Consider the following 23259-nt stretch of genomic DNA (forward strand, 5'->3'; position numbering starts at 1 on the left):
GGTGCGGCCCAGCCCGCACCTGGCCTCAGCCCGTAATCAGGAGATAGTCGATCTTCCCTGCGTCTTGGCGAGCCGATAGAACTTCTGGATTCGCTGGACGTGGGGGATCTGCCCGTTCGGGCAGAATGCGGAGATGTCCGTGATTGCGGGGCTGGTCAAGGTCACCTCCGAGCCCGTGGTGCAGGTGGCGGCCGACGGCGTCTGGGAGGCGGCGCTCGTCCTGCCCAGGCGGCGTCCGCCTCTGGACGCGGTCCACGAGGTGGCGCGGCGGGCCCGCGAGTCGGTCGCGGTCGAGGTGCTGTGGCCGGGGCAGGTGTTCGTCGGGGTGCGCTGGCCGCCGGCGGAGGCCGGGGAGGCGGCCCGCGCCCTGGAGCGGCTCGGTGACGGGCCCGGGTCCGTGGCCGGCGACCTGGCCGTTCTGCTCGGCGTGGAGCCTCGGGCGGAACCGGAGTTCGTGGAGGTCGGCGCGGTCAACGCCTGGCGGTCCACCGGCTCGCTGGTGATCTGGCGCAAGGAGCGGCCGGTACGCGCGCGGCTGGCCGTACAGCGTCTGGAGGAACGCCCTGACCTGCTCCTCTGCGCGCACCCCGTCGCCGCGGAGATCGCGGCGACCCGCCCGCGCCCGCACTGGGTCGGCGTCACCGTCTCCACCCCCGAGGGCGAGCGCCACCGGGTGGATCGGGCCGCCCTCACCGCGCTGGTCGCCGCGGCCGTCGAAAACTGATGGAAGGCCCCGCCGGGAACGGGCAATCACAGGTGTCCAGCTTTCCCGGCAAGAGAGACCGCCGCATGACCATGTCACTCGACGGCGCGGTCGCCGATCCCGAGCGATTCGCCACCGTCTTCGACGCGCACTATGAGGAGATACGCCGATATATCGGCCGCCGCCTCGACCTCGACATCGCCGAGGACCTCGCCGCGGAGACCTTCCTGATCGCCTTCCGCCGCCGCGCCAGCTTCGACGCCGCCCTCGGCGGCATCAGAGCCTGGCTGTACGGCATAGCCACCAACCTCATCGGCAAACATCGGAGGGCGGAGATCCGGCGCTACCGCGCGCTGGCCAGAGCCGCCCCGTCCACCGGCGACGGCGGCCACGAACAACAGGTCGTGGACCGGATCGCCGCCGGAGTGACCGTGCAGAAGCTGTCGGCCGCGCTGGCCGGGCTCTCGCGCGGGGAACGCGATGTGGTGCTGCTCGTCGCCTACGGCGAGCTGACCTACGACGAGGTGGCCGCGGCGCTCGGCGTCGCCAACGGCACCGTCGCCTCCCGGCTGAGCCGGGCCAGGAACAAGCTGCGTGACGCGTTGGGAGTTGAGGTGTGATGAAGGAGTTCCAGCTCATCGACGAGGTGATGCCGGACGTGCCGCCCGCCGACCCGGCGAGGGCGATGGCGGCCCGCGGGCGGATGCTCGGCGGCCCCCGGCGCCGCGAGCTGCCCGGCTGGTCCAGGATGGCGCTCGCCGCCGCGGCGGTCACCGTGCTGGTGGGCGGCGGATTCGCGGTGGCGCCGATGCTGAGCGAGTCCAGGGTCGGTACGGCCGCGCCCGCGCCGGGCCCGGCCGAGGCGCTCGGCGCGGCGGCCGACCGGCTGGCCGCGCAGCCTCCGGGAGAGGGCGACTGGTGGCGCCGCGACCTGGTGCGCGTCATACGGCTCCCGGGCCGGACGACCCCCGCCTACACCGTCGAGTACCGGATCGAGGAGGTGCTCTGGGTGGACCGGGACGGCCGCAAGCGGCAGGACCGGGGCGAGATCACCGCCAAGCCCCTCACCCCCGCCGACGAGCAGGCGTGGAAGGAGGCGGGCTCGCCCGACCTGTGCCCGGAGGACTGCCAGATCGGCAGGACCTACTTCATCCCCACGGCGATGACGCCCGTGTCGAAGCTGCCGGCCGAAGCGGAGGCGCTCAAGGCCGAGATGCTCAGGCACCTGCCCGCCGACGGGACGAGCACCGAGGAGTCCTGGCTCTGGACCACGGCCAAGTGGATGCTCCTCGACACCGAGAGCTCCCCGGCCACGCGGGCCGCGCTCTACCGGGTGCTCGCCGGGCTGCCGGGCGTCCAGGTCGCCGACGGTCGTACCGGGATCGCGCTGGAGTACGACAACCAGCGGTTCGTCATCGACCGCGACACCGGCGCGCTGCTGGCCGTGGCAGACGGCGAGACGTCGTACCTGGTCAAGCGGATGGGATGGACCGGCGAACAGCCCCGAAGCTGAGCGCGGGTTCACCTGACCCGGTCGTAGACCAGGGCCATCTCGCCCAGCTCGCCGCTCACCTGCTCGGTGAGCTTCCAGTGGGTACGCGGCAGGCCGTCCTCGAACAGGCGCTCCCCGCCACCGACGATCTCGGGGAAGATCATGAGGTAGAGGCGGTCGAGCAGGTCGGCCTTCAGGAGCGCCTTGATGATGGTGGGGCTGGTGTTGGCGAGGATGTCGCCCGCACCGCTCGTCCTGAGCTCGGCGACGACGTCGGCCACGGGGGCGTCGACGATCCGGGTACGCTCCCACGGCGCCTCGGCCAGCGTGGTGGAGAAGACCACCTTCTCGGTGTTCACCAGCCACTTGGCGTAGCCGCGGTCGCGCGGGTCGGCGTTGTCGTCCTCGGCGACCGCGGACCAGTAGCCGATGAAGCCCTCCGCGTTGACCCGGCCGAGGACCGCCGTGGTGGCGTGCTCCCAGATGCGGTTCATGTGGTCGCGGGCCACCTCGCTGACCACGTAGGGGGCGAACGCCCCGAAGTCGGCGGGGCCGCCGGGGCCGTGGTAGCGGCCGTCGAGGGTGAGGGAGATGTTCGCGGTCACCTTGCGGGTCATGTCGTGCTCCTTGTTTCCTGATCGGGGTTCTGCGCGGCGACGGCCGCGGCCAGCCGGTCGAGGCTCTGGCCGAAGCCGATCTCGATGCCGGCGATGAAGTCGGCGGACTCGACGGTGCTGTCGGTGATCCGCCACCGGACGTCGAGTTCCGTGCCCGCGGCCGAGGGGCTGAGCCCGATGTCGACGTGGGCGGTGAAGGCGGCCTCGCCGCCGGGCAGCAGCGGGGAACTGCGGTAGGAGAGGCGCTCGGCGGGGCGTATGTCCTCGACGACTCCCTCCGCGCGGCCGACCACCAGGTCGGAGCCATCGGCGTCCTCGACGTCGCGGTACTCGTGGAAGATCCGCCCGCCCGGCCGCGCCTCGAAGACGAGCGCGGAGACGCGCAGGTCGTCGGGCGTCCACCAGCGGGCGAGCGGCTCGGTCTCGGTCAGGTGCCGCCAGACCAGCTCGGGCGGCGCGGCGAGTGAGCGCCGGAAGCCGAACGTGCGCCCGTCGGCCCACCCCGCCTCCTCGGCCGCGCGCCGCTCGGTGCCGAGGCTGCGCTCGTAGCGCTCGAAGGTCTCCCGCGCGCCGCCGGGCTCCTGCGTGAGGTCGGCCAGCCGGTTGAACGCAGCGGCCAGGTCACGCAGCGGGCCTGGCTGGAGCGCGTAGACGCGGCGCTGGCCGGTGCGGTGGGAGGTGACGAGGCCGGCGCGCTCCAGGGTCTGCAGGTGCTTGGTGGTCTGCGGCTGGCGCGCGCCGGCGAGCTGGGCGAGGACGCCGACCGAGCGGGGCCGCTCGGCCAACAGGGTGACGAGCCGCCAGCGGGCCGGGTCGGCCAGCGCGGTGAGGAGTGCGTCCATGGCCTGAAGTATTCACCATGGAGAATATTCGTGTCAAGGAATAACTTGGAACAGTCTCTGGTAGATCGGCTTCGTCCCCAGCCCCGGCTCGTGGTGGCCGGACAGCAGCGCCCCGGTGCTCACCCCCGCCGCCGTCACCAGGCTCGCGCGCACGTGGTAGTCGGGGTGGACGCCGTCGTCGCTGGTCCGGCGCTCGAACTCCACCGTGAGCCCGTCCCCCCTCCGCACCCGCACGGCGGAGTCGAACACCGGCAGGTACACCGGCATCCAGCTCGTCTTGTCCCGCAGCGAGTCGAGCCGCCGCGCGCCCGCTCCGGCGTCCAGCACGATCCAGCACAGCAACCCGTCCACGTCGCCGTCGCGCTCGATCGTCAGGCTCACCCGCGTGCTCTCCTCCAGCGGCGTGGACCCGTCGAACCGCAGCCTCTCCACCGCCCCGGCCGTGGACAGCAGCACCTCGGGACCCGGTTCGGCCACCGCCAGCCGCACGTCGAACGGCCGCCCGTAAAGATCGAAGATCTTCCTCAGGTACGGCAGCGCCCTGCGGGAAAAGGCCGGACCACCGGGGAACAGCTCCCGCGCGGACACCGCTCCCACCAGCGTGTCGCAGGCCGCCGGCACGACGACGCCGTCCGGCGTGAGCAGCCGGTCCCGCGCGTCGGCCATGGCCGCCAGCATGCCCTCCGAGCTGGCGATCGACCCGATCAGCTCGGCCACGCACACCTCCGCCCGCTCCGCCGGGCGCACGTCGAAGGAGGTGCCGTGCACGACGTCGATCACACCGGCGTACGGCGAGGCCGCCGCCACCTTGGCCGCCATGGCGTGGCTCTCCTCGATGGCCTCGATCGCGTCCACGTGCTTGGCCCCGGACCGGGCGGCTTCGAGCGCCCAGTTGAGATCGCGGCCCGTGCCGATGTCGAGGACCCGGCGGCCGGGGGCGACCGCCCGGAGCGCGTGGCCGAGGGCGGCGTTCCTCAGGTGGTCGTGGGTCATGACGTAGTACAGGATCCGGTCGTAGAAGGGGTACTCGCCGACCGACGGCCAGAGGCCGGGGCCGTCGCCCACCGCGATGCCGACGGATCCGCCCTGCCAGGTGTAGAGGTCACGTGTCATGGTCGTCCGCCTTGTCGTGGGGCTCGGGGGCGCCGCCGTACACGCGCAGGACGCCGGGAGGGATGTCGGTGTCGGAGACGGGGACGGCGACCAGCGCGAGCGTGCCGTTCGCGGCGTGCTTGGCGGCCTCCTCCAGCGCGGGGCCGAGGTCGCCGGCCGTGTGGCAGCGGGCGGTCCAGCCGCCGAGCGCGCGGACCACCGCCTCGTAGGGCGGCTCGCCGCCGGGGAAGCGGGTGAGGCGGGTGTCGGAGCCGGCCAGGGCGCGGACGTGGCGCGGCCAGCCGAACCCGCCGTTGTCGAAGACGACGAACACGATCCCGCGTCCCAGCTCCGTGGCCACCGGCAGCGCGTTCATGCTCATCGTCATCGCGCCGTCGCCGCAGATCACGACGGTGGGCAGCGACGGCTGCGCGAGGGCGGCGCCGAGGGAGGCGGCCACGCCGAAGCCCATCATGGTCTGCTCGCCCGGCGCGACCACCTTGGCCCGCTCCGACAGCGACAGCAGGGGGAAGTGGTAGCTCCACATGTCGTGCAGGCCGTTCTCCTGGACGAGAACGAGGTCGCGGCCGAACCTGGCGGCGACCGCGCGCAGGGTCGAGGCGGCGAGGGAGCCCTCGGGCACGGGTTGCGCCCTGACCGCGGCGATGCGTTCCGACCAGGCCGGTGACGGGTTCGGCCGCAGCGCTGCGGCGAGCAGGCGGGCGGTGAGGGCGGCGTCGCCGGCCAGCGCGATCTCGGGGCGGACGGCCAGGCCGAAGGCGTCGGGGTCGATGTCCACGTGGATCAGGCGCTGCCGGGAAAGGGTCCACCCCGTGCGTACCGTCTCCTCCAGGCGGGTGCCCAGGGCCAGGATCACGTCGGCGTCGTCGAGCAGCGCGGCGGCGGGGGCGCCGGCGTAGAGGCCGGCCAGACCGCAGTAGCGCGGATGGTCCTCGTCGAGCACCGCCCGCCCCGCGGCGGTGGCGAACACGGCCGCGCCCCAGGTCTCGGCCAGCGCCCGCAGCGGCGCGCCCGCGCCGGACGCCTTCGCGCCGCCGCCCGCGATGATCACCGGCGCGGTGGCCTCCGCCATCACCTCCGCCGCCCGGCCGAGATCGTCGGCGGCGGGCGCGGAACGCAGCCGCCGCACGGGCCCCTGCGCCGCGGTCTCCGCGAGCGGCGCGGTCTCCGGAGGCGGCTCGCCCTGGAGCACTTCCTCGGCGATCTCGACCACCACGACCCCCGGCGCGCCGTTGACCGCGCGGTGCACGGCCTGGCGCAGGGCCCAGTCGAGTTGGTCCACCTGCTCGGCCAGTACGTGCCACTTGGCCACGGCGGCGCACAGCGCACGCTGGTCCACCTGCTGGAATCCGCCCCTGCCCAGCCCTGACCTGGGAATGCGCGTGGTCACCACGACGACGGGGGCGTGCAGCGAGGCCGCCTCCAGCAGGCCCGCCATGGCGTTGGGCAGCGAGGGGCCGGAGTTCGTCGCGAGTACGGCGGGGCTGCCCGACACGAGCGCGTGCCCGGCGGCCAGGCACGCGCCCGCCCTCTGGTCGCGCACCGGCACCCCCTTCAGCCCCGGCACGGTCAGGGCGGCGTCGAGCAGCGCGGGCTCGTCGGAGGGCACGCCGGTCACCAGGTGGCAGCCGGCGCCCGCGAGCACGGCGGCGACGTGGCGCCACAGGGGCGTTCCCGGCTCAGCCGACGGCATGCGCGCCGCCGTCCACGTGCAGGATCTCCCCGGTCGTGGCGGGGAACCAGTCGGAGAACAGCGCCACGCAGGCCCGCGCCACCGGCTCGGCTTCGGCCGACCAGCCGAGCGGGGCCTTGGCACGCCAGTCGGCATAGAAGTCGCCGGGCTCCTGGGCGATGTTCGAGGCGGCCATGGTCTTGATCGGGCCCGCCGCGACCAGGTTGACGCGGATGCCCTGGGGACCGAGGTAGTAGGCGAGGTAGCGGGCGCAGGACTCGAGCCCGCTCTTGGCCACGCCCATCCAGTCGTATTCGGGCCAGCTCACCGAGGCGTCGAAGTCGAGCCCGACGATCGAGGCGCCCGGCTTGCGCAGCAGGGGCAGGAGCGCGACCGACAGGCTGTGCAGCGAGTAGGTCGAGGTCCGCAGCGTCGTCGCGACGTCCGGCCAGGTCGTGGTGGTGAAGTTGCCGCCCAGCGCGGCCGGGGGCGCGTAGGCGATCGAGTGGAGCACCCCGTCCAGCTCGCCGAGGTGCTCACCGACGCGGTCGGCGAGGTCGGCGAGCTGCTCGGGGTCGGTGACGTCGAGGCCGACGACCGGCGCGGGACCCGGCAGCCGGCGCACCAGCCGCTCGACGAGACTCACCCGGGGAAAGGCGGTGAGAACGACTTCGGCGCCGTTTTCCTGCGCCAGCCTGGCCACGTGAAAGGCGATGGAGGACGGGGTGAGAACACCGGTGATGAGCAGTCGTTTTCCGGTCAGAATCCCGTTCAATCCTGAGCCGCCATCGCCTGCTCGATGTGGTCGATCAGGTCCTCGACCGTCACTATCTTCGGCATCTCCGCATCGGTGATCTCGACCGCGAACTTGTCCTCGACGGCGACCCCGATCTCGACCATCGACAGCGAGTCGATATCCAGGTCAGCCACGATGGATTTCTTCGGCGATACATCTTCCGCTTGCATTCCGGTTACTTCCTGGATGATGGCGCTGACCTCGTCGTGTATGTCCTGGCGAGTAGTCGTCATTACCCAACCTCTCGATTGAAGGTGCACCGAATGAGGTTATACGTCGGGTCGGTTGCAAGCGTCAAGGATGATTTCGGCCTGATCAATATCAAAGTCCGGGTGCCGAGGAATCCAGGTCCGGCAATTATCGCCGCGTTCATAACAGCAGGTGGAAGCCATGATCGTAGTCTGACGGAATGTAGGTCGCCCGATGCTCCGGGTGAGCATGCATGTGCAATTACCCGCAATGACTAGGAGTTTTCGTGTGGTTGACGGGGAGAGTTCGGACGACAGATGACCGGAAAGACCGACGTTGACCCGTTATCCCGGGTCACGTAGGAAAGTCCTCGGTAGGTGATGCTGATGCTGATCTCCGATGGATCGGCAATATCGAATGAACGGGTGGCGGGCATCGCGGCCGCCGTCTCCGAACGGCTCGCAGGGGACGGCATCGAACCGGGGGAGCGCATTCTCCTGGTCGCGCGTAACTCGCCGGATTTTGTCGTAGGATTCTTCGCCCTCGTCGACCTGAACATTTCCATCGTCATTGTGGACGCGCATCAAACGCGTGGTGAACTCGAACGGATGGCCGCCGTCTCCGGAACGAGCATCGCATTGACGGACGACCCCGCGCTGCCGCCGGCGGGAATGCGGACCATCGAACTCGGCCCGCTGGTCGCGGCGGTGAACGATCCGCCCGCGCGACCCCTCGACCTCTCGGCCTGGACCGGTCGCCGCGACGCGCTGATCGCCTGGTCCTCCGGCTCGACCGGCCATCCCAAGGGCATCGTGCGCTCCGGCCGGTCGATCGTCGCCAACACCGAGCGGACCTGCGCCCGCATGGCGTACACCCAGGAGGACGTGCTCCTGCCGCTCCTGCCCTTCTCCCACCAGTACGGCATCTCGCTGGTCCTGACCTGGCTGATGAGCGACTGCTCCCTGCTCATCACCCCGTACGGCCGGCTCGACCGCGCCCTGCGGGCCGGCGCCGCCGCGGGCGCCACGTCCGTGGACGCGACCCCCTCGACGTACCACACGATCCTGAACCTCGGCGAGCGCCGCCCGGAACTGCTCGCCGACCTCTCCCGCGTCCGCATGTGGTGCGTGGGCGGCGCGCCCCTCGACCCGACGCTCTCCGACAGGTTCCTCACCGAGGTCGGCCAGCCGCTGCTGGACGGCTACGGCAGCACGGAGGCGGGCAACATCGCGCTGGCCACCCCCGACAACCCGAACGGCTGCGGCCGCCCGCTGCCGGGAGTGGGCGTGAGCATCGTCGACGACGACGGCAAGGAGCTCGGCACCGGCCAGACCGGCGAGGTCGTCGTGCGCTCCGCCGACCTGATGGAGGGCTACCTGCCCCTGGAGGAGCCGGCGGCGCCCCTGACCGAGCTGCGCACCAACGACCTCGGCTACTTCGACGCCGAGGGCAACCTCTACGTGGTCGGCCGCAAGTTCGCCGTCCACCGGCTCGGTCACACCATCTATCCGGAGGCCGTGGAGCGCCGGGCGGCGGCGGCACTCGGGCGTCCCGTCGCGGTCGTCCCGGTGGAGGACGAGCGGCTCGGATGCCGGCTCGTCTTCTTCGTCGCCGACGCCGGCGAACCACAGCCCGCGGACTGGCGGGCCAGGCTCACCGCGCAACTGCCCGCGCACGAGGGCCCCAACCAGGTCGTCGTGCTCGACCGGATCCCGGTCACCGCCCGCGGCAAGCCCGACATGGCGGCGTTGCGCCGGCTGGCCAAAGGCGGCGTCCGGACGAACTCCGCGACACCGGCCATGGAGCCGCCGGAGGAACGGGTACGCGGCCTGCGGGCCGTGGAGGAGATGCTGCGCGACGACCCGCAGCCGGTCATCGACATCCTGACCGAGATCTCCCTGCACCGGTCGGTCATGGCCGAGATCGACGCCGCCCGCGCCACCCTGGCGGGCGCGGTCGAGGAGGTCCTGACCCACGGCCCGGCCAGGGTGCGGCGCCTGGCCGCGTTCATGCCGTCGAACGTCCTGCTCTACAGCTACGTCCTCTATCTCCTGGTGCCCGCGCTGTTCACCGAGCGGCTCACCGCCCGGCCGGCCAGCGTGGTCGCCGACCAGCTCCACCGGCTGCACGCCCTGCTGGCGCCCGTGCACAACCTGCCGATCGAGGTGGTCGCGGCCAGCCAGCGGGAGTTCGTCACCGGCCAGGTGGCCTCCGCCGACGTCGTCATCTTCACCGGCGCCTACAGCAACGCCGAGCAGGTACGCGCCACCCTGCGCGACGAGCAGCTCTTCGTCTTCTTCGGGCAGGGCGTCAACCCGTTCATCGTGGGGCCGGACGCGCAGGTGGGCCGGGCCGTACGCGATGCCATGAGGGTGCGGCTGCTCAACTCGGGCCAGGACTGCTACGGCCCCGACGTCCTCTACGTCCACGACTCCGTCAAGGACGCGTTCGTCGACGGCCTCACCCGGGCGGTGGCGGCGGCCAGGTACGGCGGCAACCGCGACCCCGAGGCCGACTACGGCAGCCTCTGGTACGACACCGCGGTGGAAGGCTCGGCCGACTACCTGCGCCGCAACCACGAGCACATCGTCGCGGGCGGCGCGATCGACTTCAGGACCAGACGCGTCGAACCCACCGTCCTGGTACGGGACTGGGCGCCCCGCGTGCCGATCGTGGAGTTCTTCGCCCCGATCTTCAACGTCGTCGGCTACTCCACGGCCCAGCAGGTGAGCCGGCACATCGACTCGCCGTTCTTCGCCGAACGGGCGATGGGCGCCATGGTGTACGACGCCGAGCCCGGCCTGGTCGACACCCTGCGCAAAAGGCACACCGTCGCCGTCAACAGCACGCTGATCGACGTCGACGACGGCAACCAGCCGTTCGGCGGCCACGGCGTCATGGCGGGCTACGTCATGCGGCACGGCAAGCGCTGGACCGGCCCCACCCTCCTGTCCCAGGTGGTCGCCGAGCACCTGACCAAGCCACGACCCGTCTGAACGCGAAAGGCAGCCCGCTCATGCCGATCCGCCATCCCCGTCGCGTGGTCATCACCGGCGCGGGCGTCATCTCCCCCGTCGGCCTGGACGTGGACACGTTCTGGTCCGGCCTGCTCCAGGGCCGCAGCGGCGTGGCGAGGATCGACGCGTTCGACCCCGCCGGGCACGGCACCACGATCGCCGCCCAGGTCCGGGGGTTCGACCCGCTGGCGTACATGCCGCACAAGGTGAGCCGCAGGCTCGACAGTTTCGCCCGGTACGGCCTGGCGGCGGCCGTACAGGCGGCGGAGGACGCCAAGCTGCCGCAGGGACAGGAGCTCAAGCCCCGGCTGGGCGTCCTGGTCAGCTCCGGGTACGGCAGTAGCTGGCTGCAGCAGTCCCTGTACGGCCGGTTCAACGAGCGCGGACCCAGGGGCGTGCCGCCGTACGCGGCGGCGGCGCTGTCGGCCGACAGCCCGTCGGCGGAGATCGCCCTGCGCTTCGGCGCCGCGGGCCCCTCGGGCTCGATGAGCACGGCCTGCGCCACCGGCACCATGAGCGTCGGCGAGGCGGCCATGTGGATCAGGACCGGCCGGGCCGACATGGTGATAGCCGGTGGCTGCGACGACTCGATCACCCCCTTCGACATGGCCACCACCGGCATCACCGGGGCGCTGTCGCGGCGCAACGACGAGCCGGAGCGGGCCTGCCGCCCCTTCGACAGGGACCGCGACGGCTTCGTCATGGGCTCGGGCGCGGCGGTGGTCGTCCTGGAGGAGGCCGGGCACGCCCTGGAGAGGGGCGCGACGATCCAGGCGGAGGTCGCCGGGTACGCGGCCACCACCGACGCCTTCCATCCCACCGCGCCGCACCCCGACGGGCTGGGCGCCGCCACGGTGATGCGGCTGGCGCTGGAGGACGCCGGGCTCGAACCGGACGCCGTCGACTACATCAACGCGCACGGCACCGGGACCGTGCTCAACGACAGGATCGAGAGCCTGGCGATCCGCACGGTCTTCGGCGCCCGCGTGCCGCCGATCAGCTCCATCAAGGCGCTGACCGGGCACATGATCGGCGCGGCGGGCACCGCCGAGCTCATCGCCACCGCCAGGGCGATCACGACCGGCCTCGTGCCGCCCACGTTCAACTGCGACGCGCCCGAGGACGAGGACCTCGACTACGTGCCGCACCGCGTGCGCCCCATGGACGTGGGCACCGCGCTGAGCAACTCCTTCGGATTCGGCGGACACAACGCGGCCCTGGTGGTCCGCGCGTGGACGCCGTGAGATCTCACCTGGAAAGGGCAACGATGTCTGGACCCGTAAGTTCGCACAACGAGTGGGACCCGCTGGAAGAGGTCGTCGTCGGCGTGGTGGACGGCGCGATGCTGCCCGACTGGAACGTGATCAACAAGGTCACCGTGCCGCCGGGGGAGTGGGACACGATCGAGGAGGTGAGCGGCGAGGGCGGCACCCCCTACCCGCCCGAGATGATCGAGCCGGCCAAGGCCGACCTGGAGCAGTTCGTCGACATCCTCCAGACGGCCGGGGTGCGGGTGCGCAGGCCCGAGCCCATGGACTTCGCCGCCGGTTTCTCCACCCCGTCCTGGCAGGTCGGGACCGGGTTCTGCGCGGCCAACCCCCGTGACGTCTTCCTCGTCGTCGGCGACGAGATCATCGAGGCGCCGATGGCCGACCGAGGACGGCACTACGAGACCTGGCCCTACCGGCGGCTTCTGAAGGAGTACTCCGCGGCCGGCGCCCGGTGGACCGCCGCGCCCCGCCCCCAGCTTCTCGACGACCTCTACGACGACGACTACCGCGTGCCGGAGCCCGGCGAGCCCATCGGGTTCGTCACCACCGAGTTCGAGCCGGCCTTCGACGCGGCCGACTTCGTCCGCTGCGGCCGCGACCTGTTCTGCCAGCGCAGCCACGTCACCAACCAGGCCGGCATCGACTGGCTGCGCCGCCACCTCGGCGACGACTACCGCATCCACGTGCTGGAGTCGCGCTGCCCGCAGGCCATGCACATCGACACCACCTTCATGCCGCTGGCTCCCGGCAAGGTGCTGGTCAACCCCGAGTTCCTCGACCTGTCCAGCCTCCCGCCGATCCTGCGGGACTGGGACGTGCTCGTCGCCCCCGACCCCGTCCACACCGACTCCAACCCGATCGGCGTGGTCAGCGGCTGGGTCAACATGAACGTCCTCATGCTCGACGAGCGCCGCGTGGTGGTGGAACGCAACCAGGAGCCCATGATCCATGCGTTCAAGGAGTGGGGTTTCACGCCCGTGCCCTGCTCGTTCGAGTCCTACTACGCCTTCGCGGGCTCCTTCCACTGCGCGACCCTCGACGTGCGGCGCGACGGCCCGCTGCGGTCGTACTTCCCCGCATGACCGACGGCCGCGCCGTCCTGGTCACCGGCGCCGCGGGCGGGATCGGCTCGGTCACCGCACGGGCGCTGGCGGCCGAGGGGTTCCACGTCTTCGCCGGGGTACGCGACCCCGAGCGGGCCGTCACCGAGACCTTCGCCGACCACCCGGAGGGCATCGAGCCGATCCACCTCGACGTCACCTCGCCCGACTCGGTCGAGGAGGCGGTGGCGAAGGTGCCCGGCCCGGGGCGCCGCCTGTCCGGCGTGGTCAACGCGGCGACCGCCGAGTACCACGGCCCGCTGGAGATCCTGCCCATGGAGTTCGTCCGGCACGAACTGGAGGTCAACTACCTGGGCCCGCTCACCGTGACCAGGGCGGTCACCCCGCACCTGCGCGCCTGCGGCGGCCGGGTGGTCAACATCAGCAGCATCAACGGGCTGTGCGTCTTCCCCAGCATCGGCGCGAGCTGCGCGGCCAAGTACGCGCTGGAGGCGGCCTCCGACGCGCTGCGCATGGAGCTGCGCCGGTGGGGCATCCGCGTGGTGCTCGTCAACCCCGGCGCGGTGCGGACGCAGCTCTGGCCACGCTCGCTGCGGGCGTTCGAGTCGCTGCCGGACCGGGTGCACCCCGACCGGTTGCGCCTGTACTACCCGGCCTGGGACCAGGCGGTCGAGCGGGCGAGGGCCGACCAGGACCGCATGCTGAAGCTGGCCGCCCAGCCCGCCCGGGTGAGCGCGGCCATCGTCCACGCCCTGACCTCGGCGCGGCCACGCGGCCGCTACCTGGTCGGCTGGGACGCGCGCATGCTCGCCGCGGCCCGCTGGATCCTGCCCGCCCGCGCCTTCGACGCCCTTGCCCTGCACACCTTCCGGGAATAGGACCACATGAGGGGACAGCGGAACCCGTGGGTCGTGCTGACGATCCTGTGCGCCAGCCTGTTCATCGTCGTCATCGACATCACGGTGCTCTACACCGCGCTGCCCATGCTCTCGGCCGACCTGGGCCCGGACTCGGCGCAGGTGCTGTGGATCGCCGACGTCTACTCCCTCGTCTGCGCGCCCCTGCTGCTGCCCTTCGCCGTCCTCGGCGACCGGTACGGCCGGCGGGCGATGCTGCTGTCCGGGTACGCGGTCTTCGGCCTGGCCTCGCTCGCGGCGGCGTTCGCCCCGAACGTGGCCGTCCTGATCGCCGCCCGCGCGGTGCTCGGCCTGGGCGGTGCGATGATCATGCCGTCCACGCTCTCGATGATCAGGCAGGTGTTCACCGACCCGAAGCCGCGGGCCACGGCCCTCGGCGTGTGGAGCGCCGTCGCCGCGGGCGGCGCCGTCGTCGGCCCGCTGGTCGGCGGCGCGCTCGTCGAGTGGACCTGGTGGGGCGCGGTGTTCCTGATCAACGTCCCGGTCATGCTGGCCGCGATCCCGCTCACCCTGCTCCTGGTGCCGGAGTCGCCGCGGTCCGGCACCGGACGCCTGGACGCGCTGGGCGCGCTGCTGGCCACGGGCGGGGTGCTCAGCTTCGCCTACGGCATCAAGGCGGCGGGGCACGACTCGTTGCTCGCGCCGCCTGCCCTGGCGAGCTGGGCGGGCGCGGCCGTACTGCTGATCTGGTTCGTGCGCAGGCAACTGCGCGCCGAGCGGCCGCTGCTCGAAGTGCGGCTGTTCAGCGGAGCCGCCTTCTCCACGGCGGCCGTGTCCATCCTGGTCACGTTCCTCGTGCTGGTGGGGCTGGAGCTGATCTTCACCCAGTACCTGCAACTGGTCCTGGGCCTGAGCCCGCTCTCGGCCGCGCTGCGCATCCTGCCGATGAGCGTGACCAGCGTCCTCGGCAGCCTCGCGGGCGGACCGCTCGTCACCCGCTTCGGCGCGCCGCCGCTGGTCGCGGCCGGGCTGGTGGGCACCGCGGCGGCGCTGGCCCCGCTCGTGGCGCTGTCCACCACCGACCGGCCGTGGCTGCTCGGCCTGTGCTTCTCCGCCATGGGGTTCGCGCTGGCCGTGGCGCTGACCGCGGCGTCCAACGTGCTCATGAACGCGGTCGCCACCGAGCACGCGGGGCAGGCCGCCGCCGTCGAGGAGACCTCCTACGAGCTCGGCGGCGGGCTCGGCGTCGCCGCCCTGGGCAGCGTCATGTCGGCCGCCTTCGCCGCCTGGTTCCCCCACGCGGGCGTGGTGCGGGACCCGGCTCGCGCGCTGCGCAGCGCGTACCCGCACGTGGCCGCCTCCGCCCGGGAGACCTTCGTCGCGAGCCTGCACCTGACCGTCGTCGTGTCCGCGGCACTCCTGATGATCACCGGGCTGGTCATCGTGGTCGTGCTCCGCGGACGTCACCGGATCGCCCCGAACCTAGGAGAGAAGGCATGACCAGCTCCGGCGCCGTGGACAAGTGGGGCTTCGAGACGTTCGCCCAGACCCTAGAGGAGGGATCGGGCCTGATCGGAGAGCCCGCGGTCGTGGACGGCATCACCGGCCCCAGCATCACGCAGAACGGCCGCACGCTGACCAACCTGGCCAGCATCAACCTCCTCAACCTGCACCAGCGCGCCGACCTGCGCCAGTGCTTCGCCGAAGGCGCCCACCGGTACGGTCTCACCACCGGCGGCTCCCGGATGACGCAGGGCATCTGCCGTGCCCACCTCGAACTCGAACACGAGGTCAGCCAGGTAACCGGCAAGGAACGCGCCATCAGCTTCGCCACCGGCCTGCTCGCCAACCTGGGCTTCGTCCACGCCATGAGCCAGGACATCGACCTCGGCGCGGGCGTGCGCATGAACAACTCGGACTCGGTGTTCGTCCTGGACCGCGAGTCCCACTGGAGCCTGTGGAAGGCCGTCGAGGGACTGGGCTACGGCAAGCGCGTCTTCTTCTTCCGCCACAACGACCCCGACCACCTCGACCGCGTGCTCACCAGGGTCCGCGGCAACAAGGTGGTCGTGGTCATGGAGAGCGTCTACTCGGCCGACGGCACCATGGGCCCCATCCCCGCCCTCCTGGACCTGTGCGAGAAGCACAACGCCATCAGCTTCGTGGACGACGCCAACGGCTTCATGATCTACGGCCCCGCCCACCGCCCCTTCGCCACCGAGTACCAGCACATCCGGGACCGGGCCGACTTCGTCATGATGTCGTTCTCCAAGGCGGTGGGCCTGGAGGGCGGCGCGATCTCGGGCCCGTCGGCGGCGGTGCGCTCCTTCGAGCTCCTGTCAGGGACCTCGATGTTCACCGCCGCCATGCAACCTCCCACGGCGGTCACCGCCCGCGAGATCATCCGCCGCCTGCGCGACGAGCCGGGGATCGTCGACTCCTACCTGGCCAAGGTGACCGCCTTCCGCCAGCGGCTGGCCGACATCGGCTGCGAGACCGGCGACACGAACACCTACATCGTCTCGGTCCCGGTCAACGACGACGACGTCGCCGTGGGCCTGCGCCAGTCCTTCCTGGACCACGGCTACCTCGTCCCCGTCTTCGTCTACCCGGCCGTCAAGCGCAACAGGGCCCTGCTCCGCCTGATCATCAGCGACGGCCACACCGAGGAACAGCTGAACGGCTTCCTCTCGACCCTGTCCGCCCTCAAGGACCGCTTCGCCTTCTGAACCGAACAGATCCGGCGCCGCCTCCCGGTCCTGCGGGTGGGCGGCGAGGGTCCGGGCGAGCTCCGCGACCTGTCGCCCGCTTCACACGGAGATGTAACGCGTGTTACTTTCTCCCGGTGAACGAGTGGGTGATGTTGATCGTGCGGCTGCCCGCGCAGCCGTCCCGGCATCGGGTCGCGGTCTGGCGGGAGCTGCGGAAGATGGGCGGGCTGTCCCTCGGCCAAGGGGTTTGGGCGGTGCCGGACGTGCCGGTGTTCGCCGAGGGCGTCGAGCGGGCCGTACAGCTCACCGAGCGCGCGGACGGCGAGGCCGTGGTGCTGCGCGCCAGCGGCCGCGCGCCCGCCGACGCGGCCCGCTTCCAGGCGATGTTCACCGCCGCCCGCGAGGAGGACTGGGCGGAGTTCACCGCCGACTGCGGCAAGTACGAGGCGGAGCTGGACAAGGAGATCCGCACCGCCAAGTTCACCCTGGCCGAGCTCGAAGAGGAGGAGCAGAGCCTGGAACGGCTGCGCCGCTGGCACCGTGACCTCAAGGCCAAGGACGTGTTCGGCGCACCCGGGGCGGCTCTCGCCGACCGGCGCCTGGCCGAGTGCGCCCGCCGCTTCGAGGACTACAGCGACAAGGTCTTCGCCCACCTGCACGCCTTCGGGTCATGACGCTCTCCGCCCCCGTCTCCGTCCGGCGGACCTGGCCCCTGTACGCGGCCGGGTTCACCACCGCCTTCGGCGCCCACGGCATCGCCGCCAACCTGGGCCAGGGCGTCGAGTCGCTGCTGTACCTGGGCTTGCTGCTGGCCCTGTACGACGGCGCGGAAGTGGTGCTCAAGCCCCTGTTCGGCACGCTGGCCGACCGGATCGGCGCCCGGCCCGTCCTGCTCGGCGGGCTGATCGGCTTCGCCGCCGCCTCCGCCCTCTTCGTGCTGGTACGCGACCCGGGCTGGCTGTGGGCGGCCCGCCTGGGCCAGGGCGCCGCCGCCTCGGCGTTCTCCCCGGCCGCCTCCGCGATGCTGGCCCGCCTCAACCCGCAGGCCAGGCACGGCCGCGCGTTCGGCTCCTACGGCTTCTTCAAGAGCATCGGCTACACGGCGGGGCCGCTGATCGGCGGCGCGCTGATGTGGGCCGGCGGGCTGACCTTGCTGTTCGTGGTGCTGGCCGTCCTGGCCGCGGTGGTGGCCGGGTGGGCCTGGCTCGCGGTGCCCGCCGTGCCGCCCCTGCCGAAGGCCCGCCAGAGCGTGGTCGACCTGTTCAGGCGGCTGACCGACGGCGCCTTCCTGCGCCCGGTGGCCGCGCTGGCCGCCGCCACGGCCGCGCTGTCGGCGGGCGTCGGGTTCCTGCCGGTGTCCGGGGCGCTGGCCGGGCTGTCGCCGCCGGCCACCGGCGCGGCCGTCTCGGTGCTGGCTCTGTGCGCGGCGCTCGTACAGCCTTGGGCGGGACGCGCGCTCGACTCCGGCCGGCTGGCCACGGGCCCCGGGGTGGCGGCGGGACTGCTGCTCACCGCCGGCGGCCTGGTCGCCGCCATGCTGCCCGGCCTGCCCGGCGTGCTGACGGCCGCGGCGCTGGTCGGAGTCGGCACCGGGCTCATCACCCCGCTCGCCTTCGCCGCCCTCGCCGCCGCCACCCCGCCCGAGCGTCTGGGCCAGACCATGGGCACCGCGGAACTCGGCAGGGAGATGGGCGACGCGGGCGGCCCGCTGCTGGTCGCGGCGGTGGCCGGCGCGCTGGCGCTGCCGTGGGGCTTCGCCGTCCTCGCCGCCGCGACCGCGGTCCTGGCGCTCATCCTGATCGCTAGGCGGGCTGCCTGATGCTCTCGAAGATCCTGGCGAAGCCCTCCGCCCCGTGGCCCGCGTCGATCTGGCGGCGGATGAGCGTCTGGACCATGCCGATCACCTCGGTGCTGATGCCCTGGTCCGCGCTGGCGGCCACGAGGTCGTTCAGGTTGGAGAACTCCAGGCTCTGCTGCCCGGCGACCGTGTAGTCCCCGCCGTCGATGACCTCGGCGAACCCGTCGAAGCCGCCGGTCATCGCGCTCAGCCACGGCTTGGCCATGGCGGCGAACTCCCGCGCGCTCACCCCGGCCGGCGCGACCATCGCGGCGCCGTGGACGAAGCCGGCGAACATCACGTACATGCCGGCCAGCAGCGCGAGGTCGTACAGCGAGGCCAGCCCCGCGTCCTCCCCGAAGTACGTGCTGGCGCCCCAGCGGTCGAGCACCGGCTTGTACGTCTCGAACACCTCGGCCGAGCCGCTGTACAGGATCGACGAGCCCTCCTGGCCGATCATGTGCGGCACCGCCATGATCCCGCCGTCCAGGTACGCGATCCCCGCCTTCGCCGCCCACTCGGCCAGCTCCCGCGACTGGGCCGGCGACGTCGTCGTCACATTGACCAAGGTACGGCCGGCCAGCTCACCGGCCAGCGGGTCGAAAACCTCGTGCACCGACGCGTGGTCCAGCAGGCAGGCGACCACCAGGCCGCCCGCCCGTACCGCCTCGCCGGCGGTGCCCGCCTCCCTGGCGCCCCGGGCGACCAGGTCGCCGGCCTTGCCGGGTGTGCGGTTCCAGACGGTGGTCTCGTATCCGGCCTTCAGCAGGGCGTCGGCGAGTGCGCTGCCCATCGCGCCCAGCCCGAGCACGCTCACGTGGTCCGTCATCTTGGTTCCCCCTCAGGTCAGTTCGTTCGCGACCATCCTTTCCATCACCGGTAGAGTTGACCAGTACCGACTATTAAGTGGGGTACCCACCCGAAGGTAAGTACCCCTGAGGAGGGCTGATGGCACGACAGGGCCCGTACTTCTGCGGCATCGACGCCGCGATGGACGTGATCGCGGGCAAGTGGAAGTCGCTGATCCTCTGGGAGCTGGACAACTACGGGACCCGCCGCTTCGCCGAGCTCCGGCGCGGGCTGCCCGGGGTCAGCGAGAAAATGCTGATCCAGCACCTGCGCGAGATGGAGGAGGACGGGCTGGTGCACCGCGAGGTCTATCGCGAGGTGCCGCCGAAGGTCGAGTACTCCCTGACCGAGCACGGCGTCTCGCTCAACGTCGCCCTGCGCCCCCTGGGCCTGTGGGGCGGCGAGCGCATCCAGCGCATCGGCGCGGAGCGGGTGCACCTGTCGGCATAGCGCCTGGCTTTCTACGCCTTTTCCAGGCGTTCCTCCAGGATCGCCGACATCTCCGTGGAGAGCTTGCCGAGCAGGCGGGTGAGGTCGGCGCGATCCTGGGGGCTCCAGGTCGACATGGCGGTCTCGAAGATCTCGGTGTGGACCCGCATGCAGACCTGGGCCACGTCCGTGCCCTTCGGCGTCAGCCCGATCCGCCAGGCTCTGCCGTCCTCGGGGTCGCGCACGCGTTCCAGCATGCCCTGCCCTTCGAGCTTGTTGACGGTCCTGGTGACGTGCGGGCTCTCCACATGCAGGGCCTGCGCGATCACCCCGACCCGCCGCGGCTCGCCCGCGTCGAGCAGGTGGATCAGGACCTGCGCGTCGGGCTGGTCGATGCGCATGCCGGCGACGGTGGCCATCATGTCGTGGGTCTTGGCGCGCTTGAGCGTCAGCATGACGGCGCGGAAGGCCGCGACGGTGGAGGCGAGATCCTGGTCCATCTATTTGCTTACCTAACTTACGTATGTATTATCTGCAGCGCAGTTACTTACCTAAGTTACCTAAGGAGTCGTCTTGGCGACAGTCGCCGCGACCGCCGACCGCATGACACCCACCAGGAACCCATGGCCAGGAGTGATAGTCCTCGCCTTCGCCGCCTCCGTCGCCGCCGTCCAGAACACGGCGGTCGTCCCCTTGCTCCCCATCCTGCAGCGCGAACTGAACGCCTCGCTGGCCGCCGTGAGCTGGACGCTCACGATCAGCCTGCTGGTCAGCGCGGTCGCGACACCACTCCTGTCGCGCTTCGGCGACATGTACGGCAAGCGCCCCGTGATCCTCGGCGCCCTGGCCATGCTCGTGGCCGGCTCGGTCATCGCCGCCCTGGCCACCACGTTGCCCTGGTTGATCGTGGGCCGCGTGCTCCAGGGCTTCGTCGCCGCTCTGGTCCCGTTGTCGATCGGCGTGGTCCGTGACGTGCTTCCCCGCAACCAGCTCGCCACCGGCATCGGCGTGCTCAGCGCGACGATGGGCTTCGGCGCGGGCGGCGGCATGCTCCTGGCCGGGCTGGTCGCCGGTGACTACCACATGCTCTTCTGGGTGACGACCGCGCTGTCCGTGGTCGCGTCGGCCTTCGTCTTCGTCCTGGTACGCGACACCAAGCCCGCCGGAGGTGGCCGCCCCGACCTGGCCGGAGCCGCACTGATGATCGTCTGGCTGGTGGCGCTCCTGCTGGCGATCAGCCAGGGCGGCACCTGGGGCTGGACCTCCGGGGCGACGCTGGGCGTGTTCGCGCTGGCCGCCGTGGTCGCCGTCGTCTGGGTGGCGGTGGAGCGCCGGGTGGCCGAGCCGCTGGTCCAGATGGCGATGCTCGTCCACCGCGGCACCGTCGGGGCGACCGTGGCCTCGATGCTGCTCGGGTTCGGCTTCTTCATGAGCATGACCGGCATCTCCGGCTTCGTCCAAGGACCCGCGCTGCGCGCCACCGTCCTCCAGGTCGGCCTCTACCTGCTGCCCAGCACGGTGTTCATGCTGGTGATCTCGCTGTTCGCCGGCCACCTGATGCGCCGCTTCGCCGCCGCCACCCTGGTCGGGACCGGCTCCGCGATCGCCGGCGCCGCGGGTCTCTGGCTCGTCTTCGCCCACACCGGCCCCGCCGACATCCTCGTCGCCACCTCCCTCATGGGCATCGGCCTGGGCGTCAGCTACGCCGCGCTGGGCACGATGGCCGTCGAACACGTCCGCCCCGAGCAGACCGCGGTGGCCGCCGGCATCAACGCGCTGGTCCGCATCGCGGGCGGCAGCACGGCCGGCGCCGTCATCGCCGCCATCCTGGCTTCGCTGCCGGGGGAGCGGGGCTACCAGTGGATCTTCGCCGTGGCCGCGGTCGCCGGCGCCGTGGCCGCCGCCTTCGCCTTCACCTACGGCCGCCTCAACCGCACCCTCACCCCAGCCTGACACGCTTGATCCGTAGGTTCCGGCTTCGAGCCCCGGGCGCCCCTGCCACTCCACCCCCCTTTCTCGATTTCCGATCTCGTTCGGACAGGCGAGGATGGTCGGTGCTCGGGCAGCGCCCTTCGGCATGCGGGTGGCGTCGGGCTCTCCCAGCCTCTCGTCAGGCGCAAGCAGTGGCACTGCGGCGATACCGGCAGCTCCAGCGGGAACCCCGGCTGAATGATCACAGCGGGCACTCGGGCATCAGGTCCCGTATGCGCGGCCGGTACCTGGTCTTGAACTCAGTGACGGCCCGGAAGATGACCGTGCTGACCGCGTCATCGCGATGCCCGAGGGCGGCTACGGGCGCCGACCCGACGGGCACGGGCAAGCCCGGCCGCCTCTGACCCGCACGATGGGAACCCGCCTGCCTGGCGGCGTAGGCGAGCGGACCGTGGGCGAGGTTGGCGGGAGAGCGACCTCGCCCACAGATGCTTGGCCGCACGCCAGGACCGCTCTGCGAAAAGCGCGGTGAAGGCTACGCGGTCTTGGCGGCCTCGGCCGCGAGCAGGGCAGCGCCGAGCTGGACGGCGACCAGGGTGCGGAGCGGGATCGGGGTGGCGGTGAACCCGGTCTGCGCCTCGGTGAACCAGGCGTCGAAGACCTCCCCCATGCGGGCCCGCTCCGCCCTGATGGCCGGGGTCGGGTTGCCCGCGGCCAGCTCGGCGTCCAGCAGGCGCAGGTACGTCCCGCCGTACCGGAGCCGCATGCTGTGCTTGAGCTGCTCGTTGCCGACCACTTCTGCTACCGTGGCGGGCCGGTCGGCGCCGGGGAAGTCCTCCCATTCCGCGACGAAGTCGTCGTGGGTGCGCAGGAAGTCCTCCAGGGACCGGCGGAACGGCGAGGCCACGGTCAGGTCGGCCTGGACCGTCGCCATCGACCGCCCCAGCTCGGTGATCAGCGCGCGCTGCCCGGCCAGGAAGGCGCCGATGACCTCGGCGTACACCTGCTCGGTGGGGGTCTCGTCGGAGACGGCGGGGTCGGCCCAGTAGGGGAGCTCGGTGACCAGGTGCAAGGCGCCGAAGCGGTCGGCGTAGTCGACGCTGCCGCCGCCGATGCCGTAGACCGGGCCCAGCTCGCTGCCGCGCGGAGTGAGATACGCGGCCGGGCCGATCCTGACCGCGCTCGGTACCTCCGGCGGGCCCATGTGTAGCGGCAGCCCCTGGCCGGCGGCGAGGGCGGCCAGCTCGGCGGCGAGTCCCGGCACGTCGCGGCTGAGGTAGGAGAACGCGCCCTGGAGCTCGCCGTTGTGCAGGGAGTAGACGAAGGCCGGCTTGACCTCGTCCATGAGCCGCATCAGCGCCTCGGTCTCCGGCATCGTGCGGTCGTAGGTGTAGCCGTCGCCGGTCAGCGGGAACGTCCATTCGACCTGGTCGGCCTCGCGGGGGCGGTAGAAGTGCTCGGCGTACGCGCGCCGGTCGCCGGGCCGGGCGTACCAGCCTTCGTTGAGCCGGGCGCCGTCGGGGTCGACGCAGGGGATGAGATGCCAGCGGTAACCGAACTCCTCGCGCAGCCACCTGTCCTCGACCAGGCGGCGCAGCAGGGCGCTGACGGTGAGGGCGCCGATCGGCTCGTTGGGATGGGGGCCGCCGATGATCACCGCGTCGTGGGGGCCGACGCCGATCGTGGCCACGCGTAGCGGTTCGCCCAGGCGCGAGGTGCCGATCGGGCGCAGCCGTACCAGGTCGGGGTGGGTGGCGGCGAGGTGGTCGAGCTCGGCGTGCATCTGGTCCACGGTCGGAAACGCGGCGTAGTCCGGCACCTGGTTCACGTACAGGTCGATGTCCATGCGGCAAAAGATAATCTGGATAATT

General features: G+C 71.7%; 22 protein-coding genes. 13 read left to right on the forward strand and 9 right to left on the reverse strand.

Going from position 1 to position 23259, the window contains the following annotated elements:
* Positions 1–133: 133 nt before the first annotated feature.
* The 3 genes from ACIBEJ_RS33115 to ACIBEJ_RS33125 all read left to right on the forward strand — a co-directional run bounded on the left by ACIBEJ_RS33115 (position 134) and on the right by ACIBEJ_RS33125 (position 2216).
* Positions 134–724: a hypothetical protein gene (locus ACIBEJ_RS33115; RefSeq protein ID WP_397186813.1), complete on the forward strand. Its 591-nt coding sequence runs from the start codon at positions 134–136 to the stop codon at positions 722–724.
* 65 nt (positions 725–789) lie between these two features.
* Complete coding sequence (locus ACIBEJ_RS33120; protein WP_397186814.1) at positions 790–1323, forward strand: RNA polymerase sigma factor; 534 nt, start codon at positions 790–792, stop codon at positions 1321–1323.
* A complete protein-coding gene (locus tag ACIBEJ_RS33125) occupies positions 1323–2216 on the forward strand; it encodes a hypothetical protein (protein WP_397186815.1) in 894 nt (297 codons plus the stop codon). Before ACIBEJ_RS33120 ends, ACIBEJ_RS33125 begins: the two co-directional genes overlap by 1 nt.
* Before the next feature lie 8 nt (positions 2217–2224).
* Here the strand turns inward: ACIBEJ_RS33125 and ACIBEJ_RS33130 are convergent, their stop codons facing one another.
* From ACIBEJ_RS33130 to ACIBEJ_RS33155, 6 genes are read right to left on the reverse strand one after another with little or no spacing between them, the layout of a single operon-like run.
* The gene (locus tag ACIBEJ_RS33130) at positions 2225–2812 is read right to left on the reverse strand and encodes a dihydrofolate reductase family protein (protein ID WP_397186816.1); all 588 of its coding nucleotides are present in this window, start codon (positions 2810–2812) and stop codon (positions 2225–2227) included.
* A complete protein-coding gene (locus tag ACIBEJ_RS33135) occupies positions 2809–3654 on the reverse strand; it encodes a metalloregulator ArsR/SmtB family transcription factor (RefSeq protein WP_397186817.1) in 846 nt (281 codons plus the stop codon). Before ACIBEJ_RS33135 ends, ACIBEJ_RS33130 begins: the two co-directional genes overlap by 4 nt.
* A gap of 33 nt (positions 3655–3687) precedes the next feature.
* Complete coding sequence (locus ACIBEJ_RS33140) at positions 3688–4767, reverse strand: hypothetical protein (protein ID WP_397186818.1); 1080 nt, start codon at positions 4765–4767, stop codon at positions 3688–3690.
* The gene (locus ACIBEJ_RS33145) at positions 4757–6460 is read right to left on the reverse strand and encodes a thiamine pyrophosphate-binding protein (RefSeq protein WP_397186819.1); all 1704 of its coding nucleotides are present in this window, start codon (positions 6458–6460) and stop codon (positions 4757–4759) included. Before ACIBEJ_RS33145 ends, ACIBEJ_RS33140 begins: the two co-directional genes overlap by 11 nt.
* Positions 6447–7214 carry an enoyl-ACP reductase FabI gene (gene fabI, locus ACIBEJ_RS33150; RefSeq protein WP_397186820.1) on the reverse strand — a complete coding sequence of 256 codons (768 nt, stop codon included), beginning with the start codon at positions 7212–7214 and terminating at the stop codon, positions 6447–6449. The genes ACIBEJ_RS33145 and fabI overlap by 14 nt, the downstream gene beginning before the upstream one ends.
* The gene (locus ACIBEJ_RS33155) at positions 7211–7468 is read right to left on the reverse strand and encodes an acyl carrier protein (protein ID WP_397186821.1); all 258 of its coding nucleotides are present in this window, start codon (positions 7466–7468) and stop codon (positions 7211–7213) included. The genes fabI and ACIBEJ_RS33155 overlap by 4 nt, the downstream gene beginning before the upstream one ends.
* 342 nt (positions 7469–7810) lie before the next feature.
* Between ACIBEJ_RS33155 and ACIBEJ_RS33160 the strand changes: the two genes are divergently transcribed.
* From ACIBEJ_RS33160 to ACIBEJ_RS33195, 8 genes are all read left to right on the forward strand, one after another.
* Complete coding sequence (locus ACIBEJ_RS33160) at positions 7811–10420, forward strand: aldehyde dehydrogenase family protein (RefSeq protein ID WP_397186822.1); 2610 nt, start codon at positions 7811–7813, stop codon at positions 10418–10420.
* 20 nt (positions 10421–10440) lie between these two features.
* Positions 10441–11685, forward strand: coding sequence for a beta-ketoacyl-[acyl-carrier-protein] synthase family protein (locus tag ACIBEJ_RS33165; RefSeq protein ID WP_397186823.1), 1245 nt, complete (start codon positions 10441–10443; stop codon positions 11683–11685).
* Positions 11686–11708: 23 nt separating this feature from the next.
* Positions 11709–12794 (forward strand): hypothetical protein, encoded by a 1086-nt coding sequence (locus ACIBEJ_RS33170; RefSeq protein ID WP_397186824.1) that lies wholly within the window; start codon positions 11709–11711, stop codon positions 12792–12794.
* On the forward strand, positions 12791–13651 hold the full coding sequence (locus ACIBEJ_RS33175; protein WP_397186825.1) for an SDR family NAD(P)-dependent oxidoreductase: 861 nt from the start codon (positions 12791–12793) through the stop codon (positions 13649–13651). The genes ACIBEJ_RS33170 and ACIBEJ_RS33175 overlap by 4 nt, the downstream gene beginning before the upstream one ends.
* 6 nt (positions 13652–13657) lie before the next feature.
* The gene (locus ACIBEJ_RS33180; RefSeq protein ID WP_397186826.1) at positions 13658–15130 is read left to right on the forward strand and encodes an MFS transporter; all 1473 of its coding nucleotides are present in this window, start codon (positions 13658–13660) and stop codon (positions 15128–15130) included.
* The gene (locus ACIBEJ_RS33185; RefSeq protein WP_397186827.1) at positions 15127–16359 is read left to right on the forward strand and encodes an aminotransferase class I/II-fold pyridoxal phosphate-dependent enzyme; all 1233 of its coding nucleotides are present in this window, start codon (positions 15127–15129) and stop codon (positions 16357–16359) included. Before ACIBEJ_RS33180 ends, ACIBEJ_RS33185 begins: the two co-directional genes overlap by 4 nt.
* Positions 16360–16475: 116 nt before the next feature.
* Entirely contained in the window at positions 16476–17015 is a 540-nt protein-coding gene (locus tag ACIBEJ_RS33190; protein ID WP_397186828.1) for a Chromate resistance protein ChrB, read from the forward strand.
* Entirely contained in the window at positions 17012–18160 is a 1149-nt protein-coding gene (locus tag ACIBEJ_RS33195; protein WP_397186829.1) for an MFS transporter, read from the forward strand. Before ACIBEJ_RS33190 ends, ACIBEJ_RS33195 begins: the two co-directional genes overlap by 4 nt.
* Here ACIBEJ_RS33195 and ACIBEJ_RS33200 read toward each other — a convergent pair.
* Positions 18144–19007 carry an NAD(P)-dependent oxidoreductase gene (locus tag ACIBEJ_RS33200; RefSeq protein ID WP_397186830.1) on the reverse strand — a complete coding sequence of 288 codons (864 nt, stop codon included), beginning with the start codon at positions 19005–19007 and terminating at the stop codon, positions 18144–18146. The two genes, ACIBEJ_RS33195 and ACIBEJ_RS33200, sit on opposite strands and share 17 nt — an antisense overlap.
* 119 nt (positions 19008–19126) lie before the next feature.
* Between ACIBEJ_RS33200 and ACIBEJ_RS33205 the strand changes: the two genes are divergently transcribed.
* Complete coding sequence (locus tag ACIBEJ_RS33205; RefSeq protein ID WP_397186831.1) at positions 19127–19477, forward strand: winged helix-turn-helix transcriptional regulator; 351 nt, start codon at positions 19127–19129, stop codon at positions 19475–19477.
* 11 nt (positions 19478–19488) lie between these two features.
* On the opposite strand, the gene ACIBEJ_RS33210 is transcribed toward ACIBEJ_RS33205, so the two are convergent.
* Positions 19489–19956 (reverse strand): MarR family winged helix-turn-helix transcriptional regulator, encoded by a 468-nt coding sequence (locus tag ACIBEJ_RS33210; RefSeq protein WP_397186832.1) that lies wholly within the window; start codon positions 19954–19956, stop codon positions 19489–19491.
* 73 nt (positions 19957–20029) lie between these two features.
* Between ACIBEJ_RS33210 and ACIBEJ_RS33215 the strand changes: the two genes are divergently transcribed.
* Entirely contained in the window at positions 20030–21409 is a 1380-nt protein-coding gene (locus ACIBEJ_RS33215; RefSeq protein ID WP_397186833.1) for an MFS transporter, read from the forward strand.
* 514 nt (positions 21410–21923) lie between these two features.
* Here the strand turns inward: ACIBEJ_RS33215 and ACIBEJ_RS33220 are convergent.
* The gene (locus ACIBEJ_RS33220) at positions 21924–23234 is read right to left on the reverse strand and encodes a M14 family zinc carboxypeptidase (RefSeq protein ID WP_397186834.1); all 1311 of its coding nucleotides are present in this window, start codon (positions 23232–23234) and stop codon (positions 21924–21926) included.
* Positions 23235–23259 lie beyond the last annotated feature (25 nt).

It is taken from the genome of Nonomuraea sp. NPDC050790 (assembly GCF_044456745.1).
Classification (GTDB): Bacteria; Actinomycetota; Actinomycetes; order Streptosporangiales; family Streptosporangiaceae; genus Nonomuraea.

Excerpts from the sequence above, each read along its gene's own strand:
- ACIBEJ_RS33145 (WP_397186819.1), bottom strand. The coding sequence starts at position 6,460 with ATGCCGTCGGCTGAGCCGGGAACGCCCCTGTGGCGCCACGTCGCCGCC.
- ACIBEJ_RS33130 (WP_397186816.1), bottom strand. The coding sequence starts at position 2,812 with ATGACCCGCAAGGTGACCGCGAACATCTCCCTCACCCTCGACGGCCGC.
- ACIBEJ_RS33220 (WP_397186834.1), bottom strand. The coding sequence starts at position 23,234 with ATGGACATCGACCTGTACGTGAACCAGGTGCCGGACTACGCCGCGTTT.
- ACIBEJ_RS33125 (WP_397186815.1), top strand. The coding sequence starts at position 1,323 with ATGAAGGAGTTCCAGCTCATCGACGAGGTGATGCCGGACGTGCCGCCC.
- ACIBEJ_RS33205 (WP_397186831.1), top strand. The coding sequence starts at position 19,127 with ATGGCACGACAGGGCCCGTACTTCTGCGGCATCGACGCCGCGATGGAC.
- ACIBEJ_RS33155 (WP_397186821.1), bottom strand. The coding sequence starts at position 7,468 with ATGACGACTACTCGCCAGGACATACACGACGAGGTCAGCGCCATCATC.
- ACIBEJ_RS33170 (WP_397186824.1), top strand. The coding sequence starts at position 11,709 with ATGTCTGGACCCGTAAGTTCGCACAACGAGTGGGACCCGCTGGAAGAG.
- ACIBEJ_RS33210 (WP_397186832.1), bottom strand. The coding sequence starts at position 19,956 with ATGGACCAGGATCTCGCCTCCACCGTCGCGGCCTTCCGCGCCGTCATG.
- ACIBEJ_RS33115 (WP_397186813.1), top strand. The coding sequence starts at position 134 with ATGTCCGTGATTGCGGGGCTGGTCAAGGTCACCTCCGAGCCCGTGGTG.
- ACIBEJ_RS33140 (WP_397186818.1), bottom strand. The coding sequence starts at position 4,767 with ATGACACGTGACCTCTACACCTGGCAGGGCGGATCCGTCGGCATCGCG.
- ACIBEJ_RS33165 (WP_397186823.1), top strand. The coding sequence starts at position 10,441 with ATGCCGATCCGCCATCCCCGTCGCGTGGTCATCACCGGCGCGGGCGTC.
- ACIBEJ_RS33200 (WP_397186830.1), bottom strand. The coding sequence starts at position 19,007 with ATGACGGACCACGTGAGCGTGCTCGGGCTGGGCGCGATGGGCAGCGCA.
- ACIBEJ_RS33175 (WP_397186825.1), top strand. The coding sequence starts at position 12,791 with ATGACCGACGGCCGCGCCGTCCTGGTCACCGGCGCCGCGGGCGGGATC.
- ACIBEJ_RS33180 (WP_397186826.1), top strand. The coding sequence starts at position 13,658 with ATGAGGGGACAGCGGAACCCGTGGGTCGTGCTGACGATCCTGTGCGCC.
- ACIBEJ_RS33195 (WP_397186829.1), top strand. The coding sequence starts at position 17,012 with ATGACGCTCTCCGCCCCCGTCTCCGTCCGGCGGACCTGGCCCCTGTAC.
- ACIBEJ_RS33120 (WP_397186814.1), top strand. The coding sequence starts at position 790 with ATGACCATGTCACTCGACGGCGCGGTCGCCGATCCCGAGCGATTCGCC.
- ACIBEJ_RS33135 (WP_397186817.1), bottom strand. The coding sequence starts at position 3,654 with ATGGACGCACTCCTCACCGCGCTGGCCGACCCGGCCCGCTGGCGGCTC.
- ACIBEJ_RS33160 (WP_397186822.1), top strand. The coding sequence starts at position 7,811 with ATGCTGATCTCCGATGGATCGGCAATATCGAATGAACGGGTGGCGGGC.
- ACIBEJ_RS33185 (WP_397186827.1), top strand. The coding sequence starts at position 15,127 with ATGACCAGCTCCGGCGCCGTGGACAAGTGGGGCTTCGAGACGTTCGCC.